Source organism: Kitasatospora sp. NPDC056731 (genome assembly GCF_040687675.1).
Classification (GTDB): Bacteria; Actinomycetota; Actinomycetes; order Streptomycetales; family Streptomycetaceae; genus Kitasatospora.
The window spans coordinates 22,114-38,861 of record NZ_JBFBNR010000019.1 but is presented as its reverse complement, the minus strand read 5'-3'; the positions used below and the strand labels follow the sequence as shown (position 1 = coordinate 38,861).

16 protein-coding genes are annotated in these 16,748 nt (G+C 74.1%); 11 read left to right on the top strand and 5 right to left on the bottom strand.

Going from position 1 to position 16,748, the window contains the following annotated elements:
- Nucleotides 1–23: 23 nt before the first annotated feature.
- From AB0R04_RS21085 to AB0R04_RS21075, 3 genes are all read left to right on the top strand, one after another.
- Nucleotides 24–689 (top strand): DedA family protein, encoded by a 666-nt coding sequence (locus AB0R04_RS21085; RefSeq protein WP_363373283.1) that lies wholly within the window; start codon nucleotides 24–26, stop codon nucleotides 687–689.
- 118 nt (nucleotides 690–807) lie between these two features.
- Nucleotides 808–1,476, top strand: a complete 669-nt coding sequence (locus AB0R04_RS21080) for an O-methyltransferase (RefSeq protein WP_363373280.1) — start codon at nucleotides 808–810, stop codon at nucleotides 1,474–1,476.
- Between the two features lie 62 nt (nucleotides 1,477–1,538).
- A complete protein-coding gene (locus AB0R04_RS21075) occupies nucleotides 1,539–2,438 on the top strand; it encodes a Gfo/Idh/MocA family oxidoreductase (protein ID WP_363373278.1) in 900 nt (299 codons plus the stop codon).
- 78 nt (nucleotides 2,439–2,516) lie between these two features.
- On the opposite strand, the gene AB0R04_RS21070 is transcribed toward AB0R04_RS21075, so the two are convergent.
- Nucleotides 2,517–3,002, bottom strand: a complete 486-nt coding sequence (locus tag AB0R04_RS21070) for a hypothetical protein (RefSeq protein ID WP_363373275.1) — start codon at nucleotides 3,000–3,002, stop codon at nucleotides 2,517–2,519.
- A 185-nt stretch (nucleotides 3,003–3,187) separates the two neighbouring features.
- On the bottom strand, nucleotides 3,188–4,297 hold the full coding sequence (locus tag AB0R04_RS21065) for a hypothetical protein (RefSeq protein ID WP_063346137.1): 1,110 nt from the start codon (nucleotides 4,295–4,297) through the stop codon (nucleotides 3,188–3,190).
- A 231-nt stretch (nucleotides 4,298–4,528) separates the two neighbouring features.
- Here AB0R04_RS21065 and AB0R04_RS21060 point away from each other — a divergent pair, with 231 nt between their 5' ends.
- The 4 genes from AB0R04_RS21060 to AB0R04_RS21045 all read left to right on the top strand — a co-directional run bounded on the left by AB0R04_RS21060 (nucleotide 4,529) and on the right by AB0R04_RS21045 (nucleotide 9,472).
- Nucleotides 4,529–5,566 (top strand): phosphotransferase family protein, encoded by a 1,038-nt coding sequence (locus tag AB0R04_RS21060; protein ID WP_363373272.1) that lies wholly within the window; start codon nucleotides 4,529–4,531, stop codon nucleotides 5,564–5,566.
- A 3-nt stretch (nucleotides 5,567–5,569) separates the two neighbouring features.
- The gene (locus AB0R04_RS21055; protein WP_363373269.1) at nucleotides 5,570–6,781 is read left to right on the top strand and encodes an acyl-CoA dehydrogenase family protein; all 1,212 of its coding nucleotides are present in this window, start codon (nucleotides 5,570–5,572) and stop codon (nucleotides 6,779–6,781) included.
- Between the two features lie 145 nt (nucleotides 6,782–6,926).
- Nucleotides 6,927–8,216, top strand: a complete 1,290-nt coding sequence (locus AB0R04_RS21050; protein WP_363373266.1) for an esterase — start codon at nucleotides 6,927–6,929, stop codon at nucleotides 8,214–8,216.
- 227 nt (nucleotides 8,217–8,443) lie between these two features.
- Entirely contained in the window at nucleotides 8,444–9,472 is a 1,029-nt protein-coding gene (locus tag AB0R04_RS21045) for a hypothetical protein (RefSeq protein WP_363373263.1), read from the top strand.
- Between the two features lie 351 nt (nucleotides 9,473–9,823).
- On the opposite strand, the gene AB0R04_RS21040 is transcribed toward AB0R04_RS21045, so the two are convergent.
- The 3 genes from AB0R04_RS21040 to AB0R04_RS21030 all read right to left on the bottom strand — a co-directional run bounded on the left by AB0R04_RS21040 (nucleotide 9,824) and on the right by AB0R04_RS21030 (nucleotide 12,419).
- Nucleotides 9,824–10,795 (bottom strand): NADPH:quinone oxidoreductase family protein, encoded by a 972-nt coding sequence (locus tag AB0R04_RS21040; RefSeq protein ID WP_363373261.1) that lies wholly within the window; start codon nucleotides 10,793–10,795, stop codon nucleotides 9,824–9,826.
- A complete protein-coding gene (locus tag AB0R04_RS21035) occupies nucleotides 10,792–11,544 on the bottom strand; it encodes an SDR family oxidoreductase (RefSeq protein ID WP_363373259.1) in 753 nt (250 codons plus the stop codon). Before AB0R04_RS21035 ends, AB0R04_RS21040 begins: the two co-directional genes overlap by 4 nt.
- Nucleotides 11,545–11,660: 116 nt before the next feature.
- Nucleotides 11,661–12,419: an SDR family oxidoreductase gene (locus AB0R04_RS21030; RefSeq protein WP_363373256.1), complete on the bottom strand. Its 759-nt coding sequence runs from the start codon at nucleotides 12,417–12,419 to the stop codon at nucleotides 11,661–11,663.
- Nucleotides 12,420–12,626: 207 nt separating this feature from the next.
- On the opposite strand from AB0R04_RS21030, the gene AB0R04_RS21025 reads away from it, so the two are divergent.
- The 4 genes from AB0R04_RS21025 to AB0R04_RS21010 all read left to right on the top strand — a co-directional run bounded on the left by AB0R04_RS21025 (nucleotide 12,627) and on the right by AB0R04_RS21010 (nucleotide 16,714).
- Nucleotides 12,627–13,256, top strand: a complete 630-nt coding sequence (locus tag AB0R04_RS21025; protein WP_363373254.1) for a TetR/AcrR family transcriptional regulator — start codon at nucleotides 12,627–12,629, stop codon at nucleotides 13,254–13,256.
- A 64-nt stretch (nucleotides 13,257–13,320) separates the two neighbouring features.
- Nucleotides 13,321–13,950, top strand: coding sequence for a maleylpyruvate isomerase N-terminal domain-containing protein (locus AB0R04_RS21020; RefSeq protein WP_363373251.1), 630 nt, complete (start codon nucleotides 13,321–13,323; stop codon nucleotides 13,948–13,950).
- A 234-nt stretch (nucleotides 13,951–14,184) separates the two neighbouring features.
- Entirely contained in the window at nucleotides 14,185–14,787 is a 603-nt protein-coding gene (locus tag AB0R04_RS21015; RefSeq protein ID WP_363373249.1) for a GNAT family N-acetyltransferase, read from the top strand.
- Between the two features lie 199 nt (nucleotides 14,788–14,986).
- The gene (locus tag AB0R04_RS21010; RefSeq protein WP_363373247.1) at nucleotides 14,987–16,714 is read left to right on the top strand and encodes a cellulose synthase catalytic subunit; all 1,728 of its coding nucleotides are present in this window, start codon (nucleotides 14,987–14,989) and stop codon (nucleotides 16,712–16,714) included.
- Nucleotides 16,715–16,748: the final 34 nt, after the last annotated feature.

Below are 16,748 nucleotides of genomic sequence, written 5' to 3'. Positions count from 1 at the left end.
GACCTGCCACGGAGGTACTGGCCTTGCACATCGACGCCTGGATCGAGAGCGTCCCACCGACCGCGGTGTACGCCCTGGTCGGCCTGATCATCGGCCTGGAGTCGCTGGGCATCCCGCTGCCCGGCGAGATCGCCCTGGTCACGGCCACCCTGATGGCGGTCAAGGGTGTGGTGAGCCCGGAGTGGATCGCGGTGGTCGCGATCCTCGGGGCGATCATCGGCGACTCGATCGGCTACTCGATCGGCCGCAAGGGCGGCAAGCCGCTGTTCGAGAAGCTCGGGCGGAAGTTCCCCAAGCACTTCGGGCCGTCCCACCTGGCCACCGCCGAGCGCTCCTTCCAGAAGTGGGGGATGTGGGCGGTCTTCTTCGGCCGCTTCATCGCCCTGCTGCGCATCTTCGCCGGGCCGCTCGCCGGTGCGCTGAAGATGCCGTACTGGAAGTTCCTGATCGCCAACGTGCTCGGCGGCATCGTCTGGGCCGGCGGCACGACCCTGCTGGTCTACAAGGTCGGCAAGAGCATCGAGCCCTGGCTGTCCCGCTTCTCCTGGGCCGGCCTGGCCGCGGCGGTGCTGGTCGGCGGCGCCTCGGCCTGGTTCATGAAGCGCCGGGCCGCCAAGACCCACGCCAAGATCGAGGCGGAGGAGGCGGCCGCCGCCGCGACCGCCGCCAAGGCGCCCGTGGCGGAGTAAGCGCAGTAAGCGCAGTAAGCGGAGTGACGAGGCGCTGCTACTGAGCACGGAGGGGCTGTCGGGCCCACGGGAGTAGCATCGGCGGGTACCTGCCGATCATGCACAACTGGAGGGCCCGATGACCCAGTCGACGTGGGATGCCGTGGACGCGTACTTCTCCGAGCAGCTGGTGGGGCACGACCCGGCGCTGGAGGCCGCGGCCGCCGCCGCCGACGCGGCCGGGCTGCCGGAGATCGCCGTCGCCCCCAACCAGGGCAAGCTGCTGCACCTGCTGGCGCTGACCCAGGGCGCGCGGCGGATCCTGGAGGTCGGCACGCTCGGTGGGTACAGCGCGATCTGGCTGGCCCGGGCGCTGCCCGCGGACGGCACCCTGATCACCCTGGAGATCGACCCGAAGCACGCCGAGGTCGCCCAGGGGAACATTGCGCGCGCAGGGCTGGAGAAGGTCGCCGAGGTGCGGCTCGGCCGGGCCGCCGACTCGCTGGCCGCGCTGGTGGAGCAGGGCGTTGAGCCCTTCGACCTGGTCTTCATCGACGCGGACAAGCCCAGCAACCCCGAGTACTTCCGGCGGGCGCTCCAGCTGACCAGGCCCGGCTCGCTGATCATCGTCGACAACGTGGTGCGCGGCGGCGCCGTCGCCGACGCGGACAGCACCAACCCGGCGGTGGTCGGCACCCGGGCCCTGCACGACCTGATCGCCGCCGAGCCGAAGGTCACCGCGACGTCGGTGCAGACGGTCGGCAGCAAGGGCTACGACGGCTTCACGCTGGCCCGCGTACAGAGCTGAACCTTTTTTCACGTACCACTTTCACGCACCACTTTCACGCACCACGGAGGAACGGAGACATCGTGCGGATCGGACTGCTGGGCGCGGGCCCCTGGGCGGAGCGGGTGCACGCACCCGTCCTCGCCGAGCACCCCGGGCTGGAGTTCACCGGCGTCTGGGCCCGCCGGCCGGAGGCGGCCACGGCCCTCGGCGGGGCGTACGGCGTCCCCGGCTACGCGGACCTCGACCAGCTGCTCGCCGAGGTGGACGCCGTCTCGATCGCGCTGCCGCCGACCGTGCAGGCGGGCCTCGCGGTACGGGCCGCCGAGGCGGGCTGCCACCTGCTGCTGGACAAGCCGGTCGCGCTGACCGTGCCGGACGCCCAGGCCGTGGCCGAGGCCGTCCGGGCCCACGGGGTCGCCTCCGTGGTCTTCTTCACCGTCCGCTTCGGCGGGGAGCAGATCCCGTGGATCGAGCAACAGGCGGGCCTGGGCGGCTGGTTCACCGGCCGCTCGGACTGGCTCGGCTCGGTGTTCGCCCCCGGCAGCACCAGCCCGTACGCGGTCTCGCCGTGGCGCGAGGAGAAGGGCGCGCTGTGGGACGTCGGCCCGCACGCGCTGTCGGTGCTGCTGCCGGTGCTCGGCGACGCGACGCAGGTCACGGCGGTGGCCGGCCCGCTGGACACCGTCCACCTGGTGCTGCGGCACGCCGACGGCGCCTCCAGCACCCTGGCACTGAGCCTGACCGCGCCGGTCGGCGCCGGCGGCGTCGGCCTGGAACTGCGCGGCGAGCACGGCATCGCCCACCTGCCCGAGCGCGGCGAGGGCCCGGACGCCGCCCTGCACCGCGCCCTGGACGCCCTCCAGGCCTCGGCCGCCACCGGCCAACCGCACCTCTGCGACGCGGAGTTCGGCCTGCGCGTGGTCGAAATCCTGGCCGGCGCCGAACACTCCCTGGCCACGGGCGCACCGGTCGCGGTGTAGATGTGACACCTGGGCGGGTTCGCTGCGGACCATCGCAGCGAGCCCGCCCGTGTCATGACGCGACGCGTCAGGGCCCGCTCACGGCGGAGGCACCATCTGAGCGGTGGCGTCCAGGTTCCGGACCGGTTTGCCCTCCTCGTACGACACCGGGACGGCGCCCGCGAGTTCGGCCACGGCCTTCTTGAGTGCTGACGACGCTGCGCCTTCATGCGACGTGGTGACCGTGATCCCCGACGCGTCCGGCCGCAGGGCCGCCGTATAGACCGGGAACGGCAGCGAATCGGCCTGTGCCGCGTCGCCGATCCTCTTGAGGGCGGGATCGACGGCCGCCCGCGCGTAGGAGGCGTGCCGGATCTCGGCGCGTCCCGTCTCGATGCCGGGGTGCGCCTGGGCGGCGGCCGCGACGAGCGCCCGCGCCCGCGGTTCGTCCGTCGCGAACAGCACGACCCGGCCTGCCGCCGGGTCCAGCTTCAGCGCGCCGAAGGTGTCCTTGAACCCGCCGCGCCCCTGCTCTCCGAGCGCCGACGCCAAGTCCTGCAGCGCGGCGAGCGAGAGCGCGTCCACCTGCCGCGACGGCGAGGAGACCACGGCCCCGGGACCGGGGGGGCCGCCAACGGCCGACGTGCTGCTACCGCAGCCACACAGCAACCCGGCTGCCGTCAGTACGGCGGCCGACCACGCGGGTAGTCGCGATGGTGTCATTCGGTGAACTCCGTCCTGGTGGCGCTTCTGCCAACGCGGTCGTGGGGTCAGGCCGCGGGCAGGGTGGGGTTGGTCGGGCCCGGGCGGCGGTCGGTGGGGCGGGCCGGGGGGATGACGGGGGCGTGGAAGTCGCGCGGGCCGGTCCACAGGGCGGGGACGGCGTCGCCGCGGCGGGCGAGTTCGTAGGCCAGCGCCTCGTAGTTGACGCGCCAGCCGTGGAAGTGCTGCCAGGCCTCGTCGACCGGGCGCTCGCGGGGGAAACCGGCGCTCGTGATCATGGCGACGGCGCCGATGTACTCGGTGTAGGTCAGGCGGATCGGGACGTCCGGGTCCGGGTCCGGGTCGAAGTCGATCCGCACCGAGCGGCCGATGTCGCGCAGCGCGGTGAAGCCCGCGCGCAGCACCAGGCGGGCCTCGGGCGGGGCCGAGCGCGGGCAGAGCGCCAGGTGGAGGGCGGCCGCGTCCAGCACCGCGATCAGGCCGACCACCCAGCTGCGGTTCGGCTGCGGGGAGCGGAAGGACAGCAGCACCGGGTAGTTGGAGTGGCTCTCGCCGATGTCGGCGGCGAGCCGCTCCCAGTCCCGGTAGAGCTGGGGGAGGGCGGTCTCGGTGTCGACGAGGGACTGCCGGGCCAGCAGCTCCGGGCCCCAGGCGGGCTCGCCGGCCCGGGACTGGAGCAGAGTCACCTCGGTCTCCCGTCGCTGGTAGGCGGCGTAGAGGGTGGGCAGGTAGGCGATCTGAAGGGCGATCACCAGCGGCCCGCTGGCGGCGGCCATGAAGTCGATCGCCGAGAGTTGCAGGCGCTCGCCGCTGGCGTAGCCGAGGGTGAAGAGGCTGGACCCGGACTCCCGGATGGCCACCGACCAGCTGAGGTCGGACGTGCCGTGCAGCAGCAGGGTGTAGGCGAGCAGCATGCCGCTGAGCCACACCCCGAGCATGCCGAGCAGGATCAGCGGCGCCAGCCAGGTCAGCGCCCGGTCCTGCGCGTAGTAGCTGCGGAACGGTGTCGCGTAGAGCCGGAGCACGGTCCGCAGCACCCGCCAGAGCCGGCTGACCAGCGCCGAGTACAGCCCGCGCGGGACGACCAGCGTGCGCAGGATGCTGCCGACGATGAGCAGGAGCAGCAGGGCGCCGGCCAGGGTGTGGATCATCCTCATGGCGCCATTGTGGCGGTCCGGCGGAGCGGCTGCGGCACGGGGCACGGCGCTACGGGACGGCCCTACGGGACGGAGGCGGCCAGGTGTCCTTGCCTCACCCGCGAGCCCCCGGACCCTTTGGTCCGGGGGCTCGTCGCGTGCGGGGCGGCATTGACAGCGGGCGGCGTCCGGCTGAATGCTAAGCAAGCGCTTAGTCAACGCCACACCCCGAGGACCCCGAGGAGCCGCCCGATGCCCGAGACCCCCGCCGAGCCGCCCGGGCTGGACCTGGCCCGCCTCCGCGCCCACCTGGACCGGGAGCTGCCCGGCCTCGTCCAGGGCCCGCTGCGGGCCGACCTCATCGAGGGGGGCCGCTCCAACCTCACGTACGTCCTCACCGACGGCACCGACGGCACCGGCCGCTGGGTGCTGCGCCGCCCGCCGCTCGGGCACGTCCTGGCCACCGCGCACGACATGGGCCGCGAGTACCGCGTCATGACCGCCCTGCGCGACACCGACGTGCCCGTCCCGCGCACCCTGCTGCTCGACCCCGGCACGGACGTGCTCGGCGCCCCCTGGTATCTGATGGAGTTCGTCCCCGGCGTCGCGCACCGGGCCCTCGCCCCGATCGCCGCCCTCGGCGAGCAGCGCGTCCACGCGCTCGGGCGGCGGCTGGTCGACACCCTCGCCGCCCTGCACCGGATCGACCCGGCCGACGTCGGCCTCGCCGACTTCGGCCGCCCCGACGGCTACCTGGAGCGCCAACTGCGCCGCTGGTCCACCCAGTTGGCGAACTCCCGCAGCCGCGAACTGCCCGACGTGGAGCGGCTGCACGCCCTGCTCGCCGAGCGGCGGCCGATCTCCCCGGCGCCCGCCCTGGTGCACGGCGACTACCGACTGGACAACGTGCTGGTCGGCGACGGCGACGCGATCACCGCCGTGCTGGACTGGGAGATGTCCACCCTCGGCGACCCGCTCACCGATGTCGGCCTGCTGGTGATGTACACCGAGGTCGCCGGCGTCGGCGGCGGCATCATCCCCTCCGCCGCGACCGCTCCCGGCTTCCCGAAGCCGGACGAACTCGTCGCGTACTACGCCGAGTTGACCGGCCGGCAGGCCGCCGACCTGGACTGGTACGTCGCCTTCGCCTCCTTCAAGCTCGCCGTCGTCGCCGAGGGCATCCACTACCGCTACCAGCAGGGCCGCACCCTCGGCGCGGGCTTCGAGCGGGCCGGCGAGATGGCCCCGATCCTCGCCCGGCACGGCCTGAGCACCCTCAAGGAGCACTGACCGATGGACTTCGCCTATGACGCCCGCACCAACGAACTCCGCGAGCAGCTGCTGGCCTTCATGGACCAGCACGTGCACCCGGCGGAGGCGGCCCTCGCGCAGCAGCTCGCCGACCCGGCCCGCGAGGCCTGGAGCATCCCGCCCGTGGTCGCCGAACTCCAGGCCGAGGCGCGCAAACAGGGCCTGTGGAACCTCTTCCTCCCCGGGGAGCGCGGCGCCGGCCTCACCAACCTCCAGTACGCCCCGCTCGCCGAAATCACCGGCCGCAGTCCGCAGTTGGCCCCGCCCGCGCTCAACTGCGCGGCCCCCGACACCGGCAACATGGAGCTGCTCGCCCAGTTCGGCACCGCCGAGCAGCGCGAGCGCTGGCTGCGCCCGCTGCTGGACGCCGAGATCCGCTCCGCCTTCGCGATGACCGAGCCCGAGGTCGCCTCCTCGGACGCCACCAACATCGCCACCCGGATCGAGCGCGACGGCGACGAGTACGTCGTCAACGGCCGCAAGTGGTACATCACCGGGGCGATGAACCCGCAGTGCCGGATCCTCATCGTGATGGGCAAGACCGACCCGGCCGCCGAACCGCACCGCCAGCAGAGCATGGTGCTCGTCCCGCGCGACACCCCCGGCGTCACCGTCAGGCGCGGCATGACGGTCTTCGGCTACGACGACGCGGACCACGGCGGCCACGCCGAGGTGCTGTTCGAGGACGTCCGAGTCCCGGTCGGGAACCTGATCGGGGAGGAGGGCGCGGGCTTCGCCATCGCGCAGGCCCGGCTCGGCCCCGGCCGGATCCACCACTGCATGCGCGCGATCGGCATCGCCGAGCGCGCCCTGGAGCTGATGTGCCGCCGGGTGAACGGGCGGGTCGCCTTCGGCCGGCCGCTCGCCGAGCAGGGCGTGGTGCAGGACTGGATCGCCGAATCCCGGGTCAGGATCGAGCAGTTGCGGCTGCTGGTGCTCAAGACCGCCTGGCTGATGGACACCGTCGGCAACCGGGGCGCGCACACCGAGATCCAGGCGATCAAGATCGCCACCCCGCGCACCGTCGAGTGGATCCTCGACAAGGCCGTCCAGGCGCACGGCGCCGCAGGTGTCAGCCAGGACACCCCGCTCGCGCAGCTCTGGGCCGGCAACCGCACTCTGCGGCTGGCCGACGGCCCGGACGAGGTGCACAAGCGCTCGCTGGCCCGGCGCGAGCTGCGGCGGCACCCGTAGGGGTGTCATACCGGAGTACTCAGGGGCAGGTTGGCTCCTGGGTATGACGGCCGCGGTCCGCCCCCGCCCGTACTGTCCTGATCAGCAGGCCAGCAGATCGGCAGGCCAGCAGATCAGCAGGTCAACGGGGACGAGGAGAGACATCATGGGCGGGCGGGGACGGGCCGTGGCGGCGGTACTTCTGGCGGCGACGGCGGTGCTCGGAGTGGCGGGCGCCCCCGGGGCGGTGGCGGCAGCACCGGCGCCGGGGGCGGACGGCGGTGGCGAGCGGCAGGCCCGGGCCTGGCTGCCGGAGCCCACCGGGCCGTACCCGATCGGCACCACCACGCTGCACCTGACCGACACCGGGCGGGAGGACCCCTGGAAGCCCGGGCAGCGCCGCGAGCTGATGATCAGCCTCTGGTACCCGACCGCCCGTCCGGCCACCGGCGCCGACCGCGCCCGCTACATGGGCCCCGCCGCCGGCGAACACTTCGGCACCGAGGGCAGCATCGGTCAGGCGAACTACGGCGCCACGCCCGGCCGCACCGACTGGGCGGGCATCCGCACCCACGCCCGGCCGGACGCCCCCGCCCTGCCCGGCGGCCCGCGCCCGGTGGTGCTGTACTCGGCCGGCCTCGGCGACCCGCGGACCTGGGGCACCGGGCTGGTCGAGGACCTGGCCTCGCGCGGCTACGTCGTGGTGACGCTGGACCACACCTACGAGGCCTCCGAAGTCGCCTTCCCCGACGGGAACCTGGCCACCTCCGTGTTCCCCGCGCTGGTCGGACAGCCCGGCCTGGACATCGGCGCGGTGCTGCGCAAGTCGATGCGGACCAGGGTGGACGACACCCGCTTCGTACTGGACGAACTCGGCGGCCTGCGCCTGGACCCACGGCTGCCGGTCGGCCTCGCCGCCTCGCTGGACCTCGACCGGATCGGCATGGTCGGCCACTCGGCGGGCGGCTTCACCGCCCTCCAGGCCATGCACGACGACCCGCGCATCGCGGCCGGCGTCAACCTGGACGGCCAACTGCACTTCCCCGGGCCGGACGGCCACACCGGGGTGGACCTGCCCAGCGTCGCCCAAAACGGCCTGGACCGCCCGTTCCTGCTGATGGGCACCCGCAACGAGGACTCCGGGGACTACCACCGGCAGCCCGGCTGGGACGCCCTCTGGCAGCACAGCACCGGCTGGCACGCCGACGTCACGCTGAACGGCTCCCGGCACGGCTCCTACACCGACGCGCAGTCGCTGCTGCCCCAACTCGCCCGGCAGGGCGCGATCACCCCGGAGCGGCTGAGCGCCGACGTCGGCGACATCCGCCCCGACCGGGCGGTGCTCGCCACCCGCTCCTACGTCGCGTCCTTCCTCGACCGCTGGCTGCGCGGGCACGACGACCACCTGCTGGACGGGCCCTCGGCGCGCTTCCCGGAGATGGTGTACGAGCGTTAGGCGTACTGACCGCCGGGGAGCGAAGACGAACAGTCGGGAAACTCGCACCCTCCCTCAAGCTCCCGCAATAACCTGTCCGGCATCAGCCCGAGTTGGAGAGGAACGCCATGAACTCACTTGCCGTATACGGACGTTGTGGAGCATCACTGGCCGCCTGCGTGCTGCTCCTGGCCTCTGGCGGCGGGACCGCCGTCGCCGACGACAGGGCGCCGGCAGTGGCGGGGGCAGTGGCAGTGGCGGGGGTGGTCACCGTCCCGGTCGGGACCCTGGTCTCCGGGATGGCGGTCAGCCCGGCCGGGGACAAGGTCTACGTCACGGCCGACGGCGCGCTCAAGACCGTCGACACCGGGACGGACACCGTCACCGCCCAGACCCCGCTGGCCAACGCCGAGAGCGACTACCACCAGACCGTGATCAGCCCTGACGGCAGGCGCGTGTACGTCGTGAGCGGTCTCGTCATGAACGTGGTCGACACCACGACCGGCACCCTCCTCGCCGCCGCACCGCTGCCGCCGCAGAACAAGCCCGCCGCCTGGCCCACCGGCCGTACGCACGACATCGCGCTCAGCGCCGACGGCGCGACGGTCTACGTCACCCAGGCCGGCGCGACGGGCTACAACGTGCCGCCGATCCCCCCGCCCGGGGTGCCCGCCGAGACTCCCGGACGGGTGCTGACCTTCTCGACCGCGCAGAACGCGTTCACCGGCGAGGTCGCGCTGCCCGGCAGCTACGCGCAGTCGATCGCCCTGCGGCCCGGCGGTCGCGACGCCTACGTCGCCGCCGGGTCCGGGCTGGTGCACCTCGACACCTCGGGCGCCCCCGGGGCCGCGCCGACCGTGGTCGGCTCGGTGTCGAACCTCCGTCAGGCGATCCGTCAGGCGGCGTTCACCCCCGACGGCACCCACCTGTTCGCCGTCGCCGACAGCGCCGCCAACCAGGTCTTCCCCGTCGACCCCGCCACCGACGCCGCGCAGGCACCCGTCACGCTCGCGCCGGTCGCCTCCGCTGGACTCACCGGTGTCTCCGTCAGCCCGAACGGGACCCGTCTGCGCACCGTTCGGTATGACCGCGATCCGCGGGCGGTCGCGCTGGTGGCCTTCGACACCGCCACCTACGCTCCGGTGCCGACCGAGACGGTCCCCTTCACCCTGGACAGCGTCAGCGACACGGCGGTGAGCGCCGACAGCAGCACCGTCTACGCGTTCGGCTGGCGCAACGCCACCCGCGACACCGCCCTCCAGATCGTCACCCGCTGACCGGAGTCCCCCGCTGACCGGCGGGGGAGCGCCGCCCTCCTGACGAGTACGGACGGAGGGCGGCAACGCGCAGGGCCTCAGGCCCTGTCCGGCCGATCTTGCCGGGCCCGCGACGCCGGGCATCCCGCCTGGACGCACGCCCGAACCGCCCAAGTACGTCCAGTACGAGGACGATTCGGGCGCACGCCCAGCCGGGCGCCCAACGCCGCGGGCTGATCCGCCAAGATCGACCGGACAGGACCTACGGCGCCCTGCGCGTTCCGCGCAGCGCCGGGGGCCCTGCCGGCCTTGGCTCCGCCCGGCCAAGGAACACGAGCCCGCCCGCCGCAGCACCTGAACCGCCGCCGGTCGTCAGCCCCCCAGGACGGCGATCCGGCCGGTGCTGCGCCCGGCGGCGACGAGTTCGACGGCGTCGGCGGCCCCGGCGAGCGGCACCCGGGCGCTCACCAGCGGGCGGACCGCGCCCCGGTCGGCGAGCCGGATCAGCTCGTCGTGGGCGGCGCGGACGGCCTGCGGGTCGTGGGTGTTGTAGAGGCCCCAGTGCAGGCCGAGGATGGCGTAGTTCTTCACCAGCGCGTGGTTGAGCGCCGGCGCAGGGATCCGGCCGGCGGCGAAGCCGACCACCACGATCCGGCCCTCGAAGGCGACGCACTTGGTGGAGCCGGTGTAGGCGTCCCCGCCGACCGGGTCGAAGACCACGTCCGCGCCGCGCCCGCCGGTGAACTCCTTGACGGCGGCGACGAAGTCCCCGGCCGTCCGGTCCACCACCAGGTCGGCGCCGAGCGCCCGGGCCGCCTTCGCCTTGGCGGGGCCGCCGACCACGGCGACCACCCGGGCCCCGGCGGCCCGGCCCAGCTGGACCGCCGCGCTGCCCACGCCGCCCGCCGCCGCGTGCACCAGCAGCGTCTCGCCGGCCACCAGCCGGGCCCGGCGGTGCAGGGCGAACCACGCGGTCTGGTAGCCGATGTGCAGCGCGGCCGCCTCGGCGTCGTCCAGCGCCCCGGGCGCGGGGAAGGCGGCGGCCGCGTCCAGCAGCGCGTACTCGGCGAAGGCGCCGTGCGGCAGCACCGGGTTGCCGATCAGCCGCTCGCCCCGCCGCGCGCCGTCCGCCACCTCGCCGCACAGCTCCACGCCGGGCGTGAACGGCAGCGGCGGGCGGACCTGGTACTGGCCGCGCACCATCAGCGCGTCCGGGAAGTTGACCGCCGCGGCCCGCACCCGGACCAGCAGCTGCCCCGGCCCGGCCACCGGCCGCGCCACGTCGTCGGCCAGCCGCATCACCTCGCCCGGCTCGCCGAGCTGTTCCACCTGCCAGGCCCTCACAGCGCCTCGCTCCTCTCCAGCCCCTGCTGGAGCCGGTTCATCCCGTTGATCCAGCGGTCCGGTTCGGTGGCCCGGACCCGGTAGTACTCGGCGACCTCGGGGTGCGGCAGGATCAGGAAGCGGCCCTCGCGCAGCCCGGCCAGCGCCGCCTCGGCGACGTCCTCCGGGTCCAGCGCGGTGGGTGCGAGCAGCGCCTCGCCGACCGCGCCGGTCGAGGCGAGCATGTCGGTGCGCACGCCCTGCGGGCAGAGCGCGTGCACCCGGACACCGCGGTGGCGGTACGTCGCGGAGAGCCACTCGGCGAAGGCGAGCGCGCCGTGCTTCGTCACCGCGTACGGGGCCGATCCCAACATGGTGAGCAGCCCGGCGGCGGAGACCGTGGCGAGGAAGCGGCCCCCGCCGCGCTCCAGCCAGCGGGGGAGCAGCAGTTCGGCGGCCCGGACGTGGGCGAGGACGTTGACCTCCCAGGCGCTCGCCCAGGCCGCGGCGGGAGCGTCGGCCCCGCCGACCGGGGCGACGCCCGCGTTGGCGCACCACACGTCGATCTCGCCGAGCGCGGCCCGGGCCTGCCCGACCAGGGCGGCCAGCCCCTCGGGGGAGGCGGCGTCCCCGGGGGCGGCGGTGCCGCCGCAGTCCCTGGCGACGGCGTGGGCGGCCTCGGCGTCCAGGTCGTTGACCACCACCCGGGCGCCGGCCGCGGCGAAGGCCCGGGCCAGGGCGGCGCCGATACCGCGCCCGCCGCCGGTCACCACCACGCCCTGGCCGGCGAAGTCCGTTGCCGGCGCGTCCTGGTCCGCTGCGTCGGTTGCCGGTGCGTCCGTATCCGCTGCGTCCGTCGCCGCTGCCTCTGCGCCCGCCGCGCCGCTCACAGGCCGCCGCCGAGGGTGACGCCGCCGTCCACGACCAGGGTCTGGCCGGTGATCCAGGCGGCGTCCGCGGAGAGCAGGAAGGCGACCGCGCCCGCGACGTCCTCGGGCACGCCGAGCCGGCCGAGCGGGTAGGCGGCGGCGACCTGCTCCTCCCGGCCCTCGTACAGGGCCTCGGCGAACCTGGTCTTGACCACGGCGGGGGCGACGGCGTTGACCCGGATGCCCTGGCTGCCCAGTTCGGCGGCGAGTTCGGTGGTGAGCCGGATCAGCGCGGCCTTGCTGACCCCGTACATGCCGATCCCGAGCGAGGAGCGGATGCCCGCGACGGAGGCCACGTTGACCACCGAGCCGCCGTGCTCGCCCATCCAGGCGGCGTGCGCGCGGCGGGTCCAGGCCAGCGGGGCCAGCACGTTGACGGCGAGGATCTTGGCGGCGGCGGCCTCGTCGGCGTCGAGGACCGGGCCGTAGAGGGGGTTGATGCCGGTGTTGTTGACCAGGTGGTCGAGCCGGCCGAAGGCCTCCAGGGTGCGGGCGACGGCCTCCTCCTGGTGGACCGGGTCGTCGGTCCTGCCGGCGACGGCGATGGCGTTCTCCGGCCCGCCCAGGTCGTGGACGGCCTCGGCGAGCGGTTCGGGGTTGCGGGCGGTCAGGCAGACCTTGGCGCCGCGGGCGACCAGCTCGCGTGCGATGCCGAGGCCGATGCCCCGGCTCGATCCGGTGACGACGGCCACCCGGCCCTTGAAGGAGTACGCCACGGAGGGTCCTGCCTTTCGCGCGGAACGTTCGACGGGGGTGCCGGGTGGTCGGAGACGCCGGTTCGGCGGGGATGCCCGGTCGGCGGGTGTGCCGGTCCACCGGCTGACTAAGCGCTTGCTCAGCATGGTGTCGGTGCGGGAGCCTGTCAACAGCCCGTCGACCGGGCGGCGGGAATGTGTGTACGAGTTCTCTGGGAGGATGGCGCCATGACCAGCACGCCCATCGCCGACCTCTGGCGCACCCTGCCCGGCGGCGCCGACACCCGCCCCGAGGCGGCGTACCGGCTGCTCCAGGCGGCCGTCGAATCCTTCGCGGAGCGCGGTTTCCACGCCACCACCACCCGGGACATCGCCACCGCCGCCGGGATGAGCCCGGCGGCGCTGTACATCCACTACCAGTCCAAGGCCGCGCTGCTGGCCGAGATCAGCCAGGCCGGGCACGCGGCCACGCTGGAACTGGTCCGGGCGGCGGCGGCCGGTGAGGGCGGCCCGGTGGACCGGATGCGCCGGCTGGTCGAGGAGTTCACCGCCTGGCACGCCCGGGCCCGTACGGTCGGCCGGGTGGTCAACTACGAGCTGCACGCGCTGCCCGAGGACGCCTACGCGGTGGTCGCGGCGCTGCGGCTGGACATCGAGCGCGAGGTCAGCGCGCTGATCGAGGCGGGCGTGACGGCCGGCGCCTTCCAGGTGTCCGAAGTCCGGACGGCGGCCCGTGCGGTCACCTCGCTGGGCATCGACGTCTCCCGCTGGTTCACCGACCGCTCCACCGAGACGCCGGATGAACTCGGCCGCCGCTACGGCGAGTTGGTGCTGCGGATGCTCGGCGCCCGGGTCTGATCCGCCGGATGCCCGGCGACCGGTAAGATGACAACTCAGTTGCCATTCGCTCCGAGGAGGACCGATGACGCGTCAGACCGGTGATGTGCCCGCCCTGTTGGCCGAAGCCTGGGTCTCCTGGGCGGAACGCGGCGCGGCCCTGGACGGCGCGTCGTGGGGGCTCGCCACCCGGCTGCCCGGCTGGACCGTCCGGGACCTGTACGCCCACGTGGCGCCGGTGCCGGAGATGTTCGCCGGACTGCGCGGGGCCCTGGTGGACGGCCCGGCCGAGGTGACCACCGGGGTCGGCATCCTGCGGGCCTACAACCGGCCGGGCGGGATCGCGCACACCGCCGCCGAGCAGGTCGCCGAGGCGGCGAAGCAGACCGCCGCGGCAGCCGAACCGGCCGAGCTGATCGCCCGCTTCGGGGCCGAGGGCCCGGCGGCCCTGGCCGGCATCGCCGACCTGCCGCCCACCGCCGCGGTGGCCCACCCGCTGCTCGGCTCGGTGACGGTCGGCGCGCTCGGCGAGGTGGCGCTGATGGAGGCGACCGTCCACCTGCTCGACCTGATCGCGACGATCGGCGGCCCGCCGCCGTCCGACGGCGCCCTGCACTTCACCCGCACCCTGCTCGCCGAGGTCGCCGACCCGGTGGCCTTCATCGAGGCGGCAGCCGGCCGCGACACCACGGCGGTCCTGCCCGTCATCCGCTGACACCGGGGCGCGGCGCGTAGGCCGCGACGGCGGAGCCGGGCTCGGGGTGGACGGCGGCCGGGCCCGCGCTCCCGCCGGGCGGGCCCGTGGGGGGCGTCGCCGCAGGTCCTGCGGCTCGGGGCCGGTTTGCGGGCTGTGGCACGATGCCCGCAGGCCGGTCACCAGGGACGGCCCGCGCCACGCCGCAGGCACGAGCGGCGGGCGGTTCCACCGCACGCAGAATGAGGACCCGCCATGTCCGAGACCATCCCCAGCCACGCCCGGCCCACCGGGCGGCCCGCCTTCCGCCCCGCCACGCTCGCCGACGTACCGGCGCTGGTCGAGCTGGTCGAGTCCGCCTACCGCGGCGACGCCAGCCGGGCCGGCTGGACCACCGAGGCGGACCTGCTGGAGGGCCAGCGCACCGACGCCGAGGGCGTCGCCGCGGTCATCGGCCGCTCCGACGGGGTGCTGCTGGTCGCCGAGCGGGACGGCCAGCTGGTCGCCTGCTGCCAGCTGGAGCACCGCGGGGACCGTGCGTACTTCGGCATGTTCTCGGTGCGCCCCGGGCTCCAGGGCGGCGGCCTCGGCCGGGCCGTGCTCGCCGAGGCCGAGCGGCTGGCCGGCGAGGAGTGGGGTGTGGGTGAGCTGGAGATGACCGTGATCGAGCAGCGCGCCGACCTGATCGCGTGGTACGAGCGGCGCGGCTTCCGCCGGACCGGGGTCTTCACGCCGTTCCCGTACGGCGACGAGCGTTTCGGCGTCCCGCTGCGCCCCGATCTGCGGTTCGAGAAGCTGACGAAGGTGCTGGCGAAGGCGCTGAAGGAGTCGCTGGGGGAGTCGCTGGGGGAGGCCTGACCGCAGGGGCGCGGGCCGGCGGTGCTCGGGGTCGAATCCATGATCGCTTGACGGTTCGTCGGTACGTGATGACATGTCAAGTCACTGACCAGGGGCGATGCGGAGATGTCATACCTCGTTCATGATTGGTCTAGGCCAATGTGAGAGGCTGAGGGCGAACGGCCACGTTCCGTCCCATGCCCAGGGGGGCCACTTCCGCATGCCCGTACTCCATGGCACCGCCATGCCCGCGCCCGTCCCCGGCCCGCGCCGGATCCCCGCGGACCCCGACCTCCGCCTGCCCAGCCCGCCCGACGACGAGGAGCTCTACTGGTACTTCGGCCCGCAGCGCCGCTGGGTGCTGCTCTGCGCCACCCTCTCCTACGCGGGAGCCACCGCCACCCTCGGCCTGTTCGCCCTCAGCCGGCCGCTGCTCTGGCCCTTCCTGGTGCTCACCGTGCTCAACGCGGCCACCTGGCTGCTCTCGCTCACCGACGGCCAGCGCGCCCGCCGCTACACCCGCGACTCGCACGACCTGCTGATGCGCGCCTGGCAGCCCGCCCGCCACCCGAGCGTCGACCTGCTGCTGCCGACCGCCGGCGAGCCGCTGGCCGTCCTGGAGAACGCCTACCGCCACACCGTCGCCGTCCAGTGGGCCGGCGCGCTGACCGTCATCGTCCTCGACGACGCCGCCCGCCCCGAGGTGCGCGAACTCGCCGAGTCCTACGGCTTCCAGTACCGGGCCCGCCCCGACCGCGGCCGGTTCAAGAAGGCCGGCAACCTCAACCACGGCCTGGCCGAGGGCAACGGCGAGATCGTCGCCGTCCTGGACGCCGACTTCTGCCCCCGCCCCGACTTCCTGCACCACCTGGTGCCCTACCTCGACAACCCCGAGGTCGGCATCGTGCAGAGCCCGCAGTGCTTCGACACGGACGCCGACATGTCCTGGCTCGAACGCGCCGCGGGAGCCACCCAGGAGATCTTCTACCGCTGGATCCAGCCCTCCCGGGACGCGCAGGACGGCACCGTCTGCTGCGGCACCAACGCCCTCTACCGCCGCGCCGCACTCATGCGCGTCGGAGGCTTCGCCGAGATCGACCACAGCGAGGACCTCTACACCGGCCTCTCGCTCGCCCGCGCCGGGTGGACCACCCGGTACGTGCCCGCCCTGGTCGCCAAGGGCATGTCGCCCACCGGCCTGCCCGCCTTCATCAGCCAGCAGTACCGCTGGTGCCTCGGCTCCCTGGCGCTCGTCCGCGACCCGGACTTCCGCCGCGGACCGCTCCCTCGCTCCGCCCGGCTCTGCTTCTGGAACGGCATCCTCGGCTACGTCACCAGCGCGGTGAACGTCTTCGCCGTCCCGCTGCCCGCCCTGATCATGCTGTTCTTCGCCCCCGGTGAGATCCAGCCGTGGCAGGTGCTGCCGTTCCTGCCGCCGATCTGGGTCTCGCTCGTCCTGCTGCCCGCGATGTCCCGCACCCGCTGGCGCTTCGAGGTCACCCGGGTCCAACTCCTCGGCGGGCTCTGCCACGTGGTCGCCATCGCGCACGCGCTGCGCCGCCGCAGCGCCGACTGGGTGCCCACCGGCGCCGTGTCGGGCGGCAGTTCACTGGCCAAGGCGGTCGCCCGGATCGGCGTCGGCTGGCTGGGATTCGTCGTCCTCGCGGGCATCGCCGGACTCGTGCGCGCGGCCATGCTGTACGGCTGGCAGCCCTTCTGGGCGCTCACCGCGCTGCTCGCGCTCACCGCGTACACCATGATCCCGCTGATCCGGTCCCTGTGGCCGCTCCTGCGCGGTGGCAACGGGGCCGCCGTCGGAGAGGTCGCCCCGCCCGTGCGGCGCCGGTCCGACCTGGGCTTCGGCCACGCGGAGGCCGTCGCCGTCACCGCCGTGCTGCTGCTCTGCGGACTGCTGGCCTCCGGCTGGGCCGATCCGCTGATCTTCTGACGTTCCGTCAACTTCGCTCAGTCAACTTCATGAA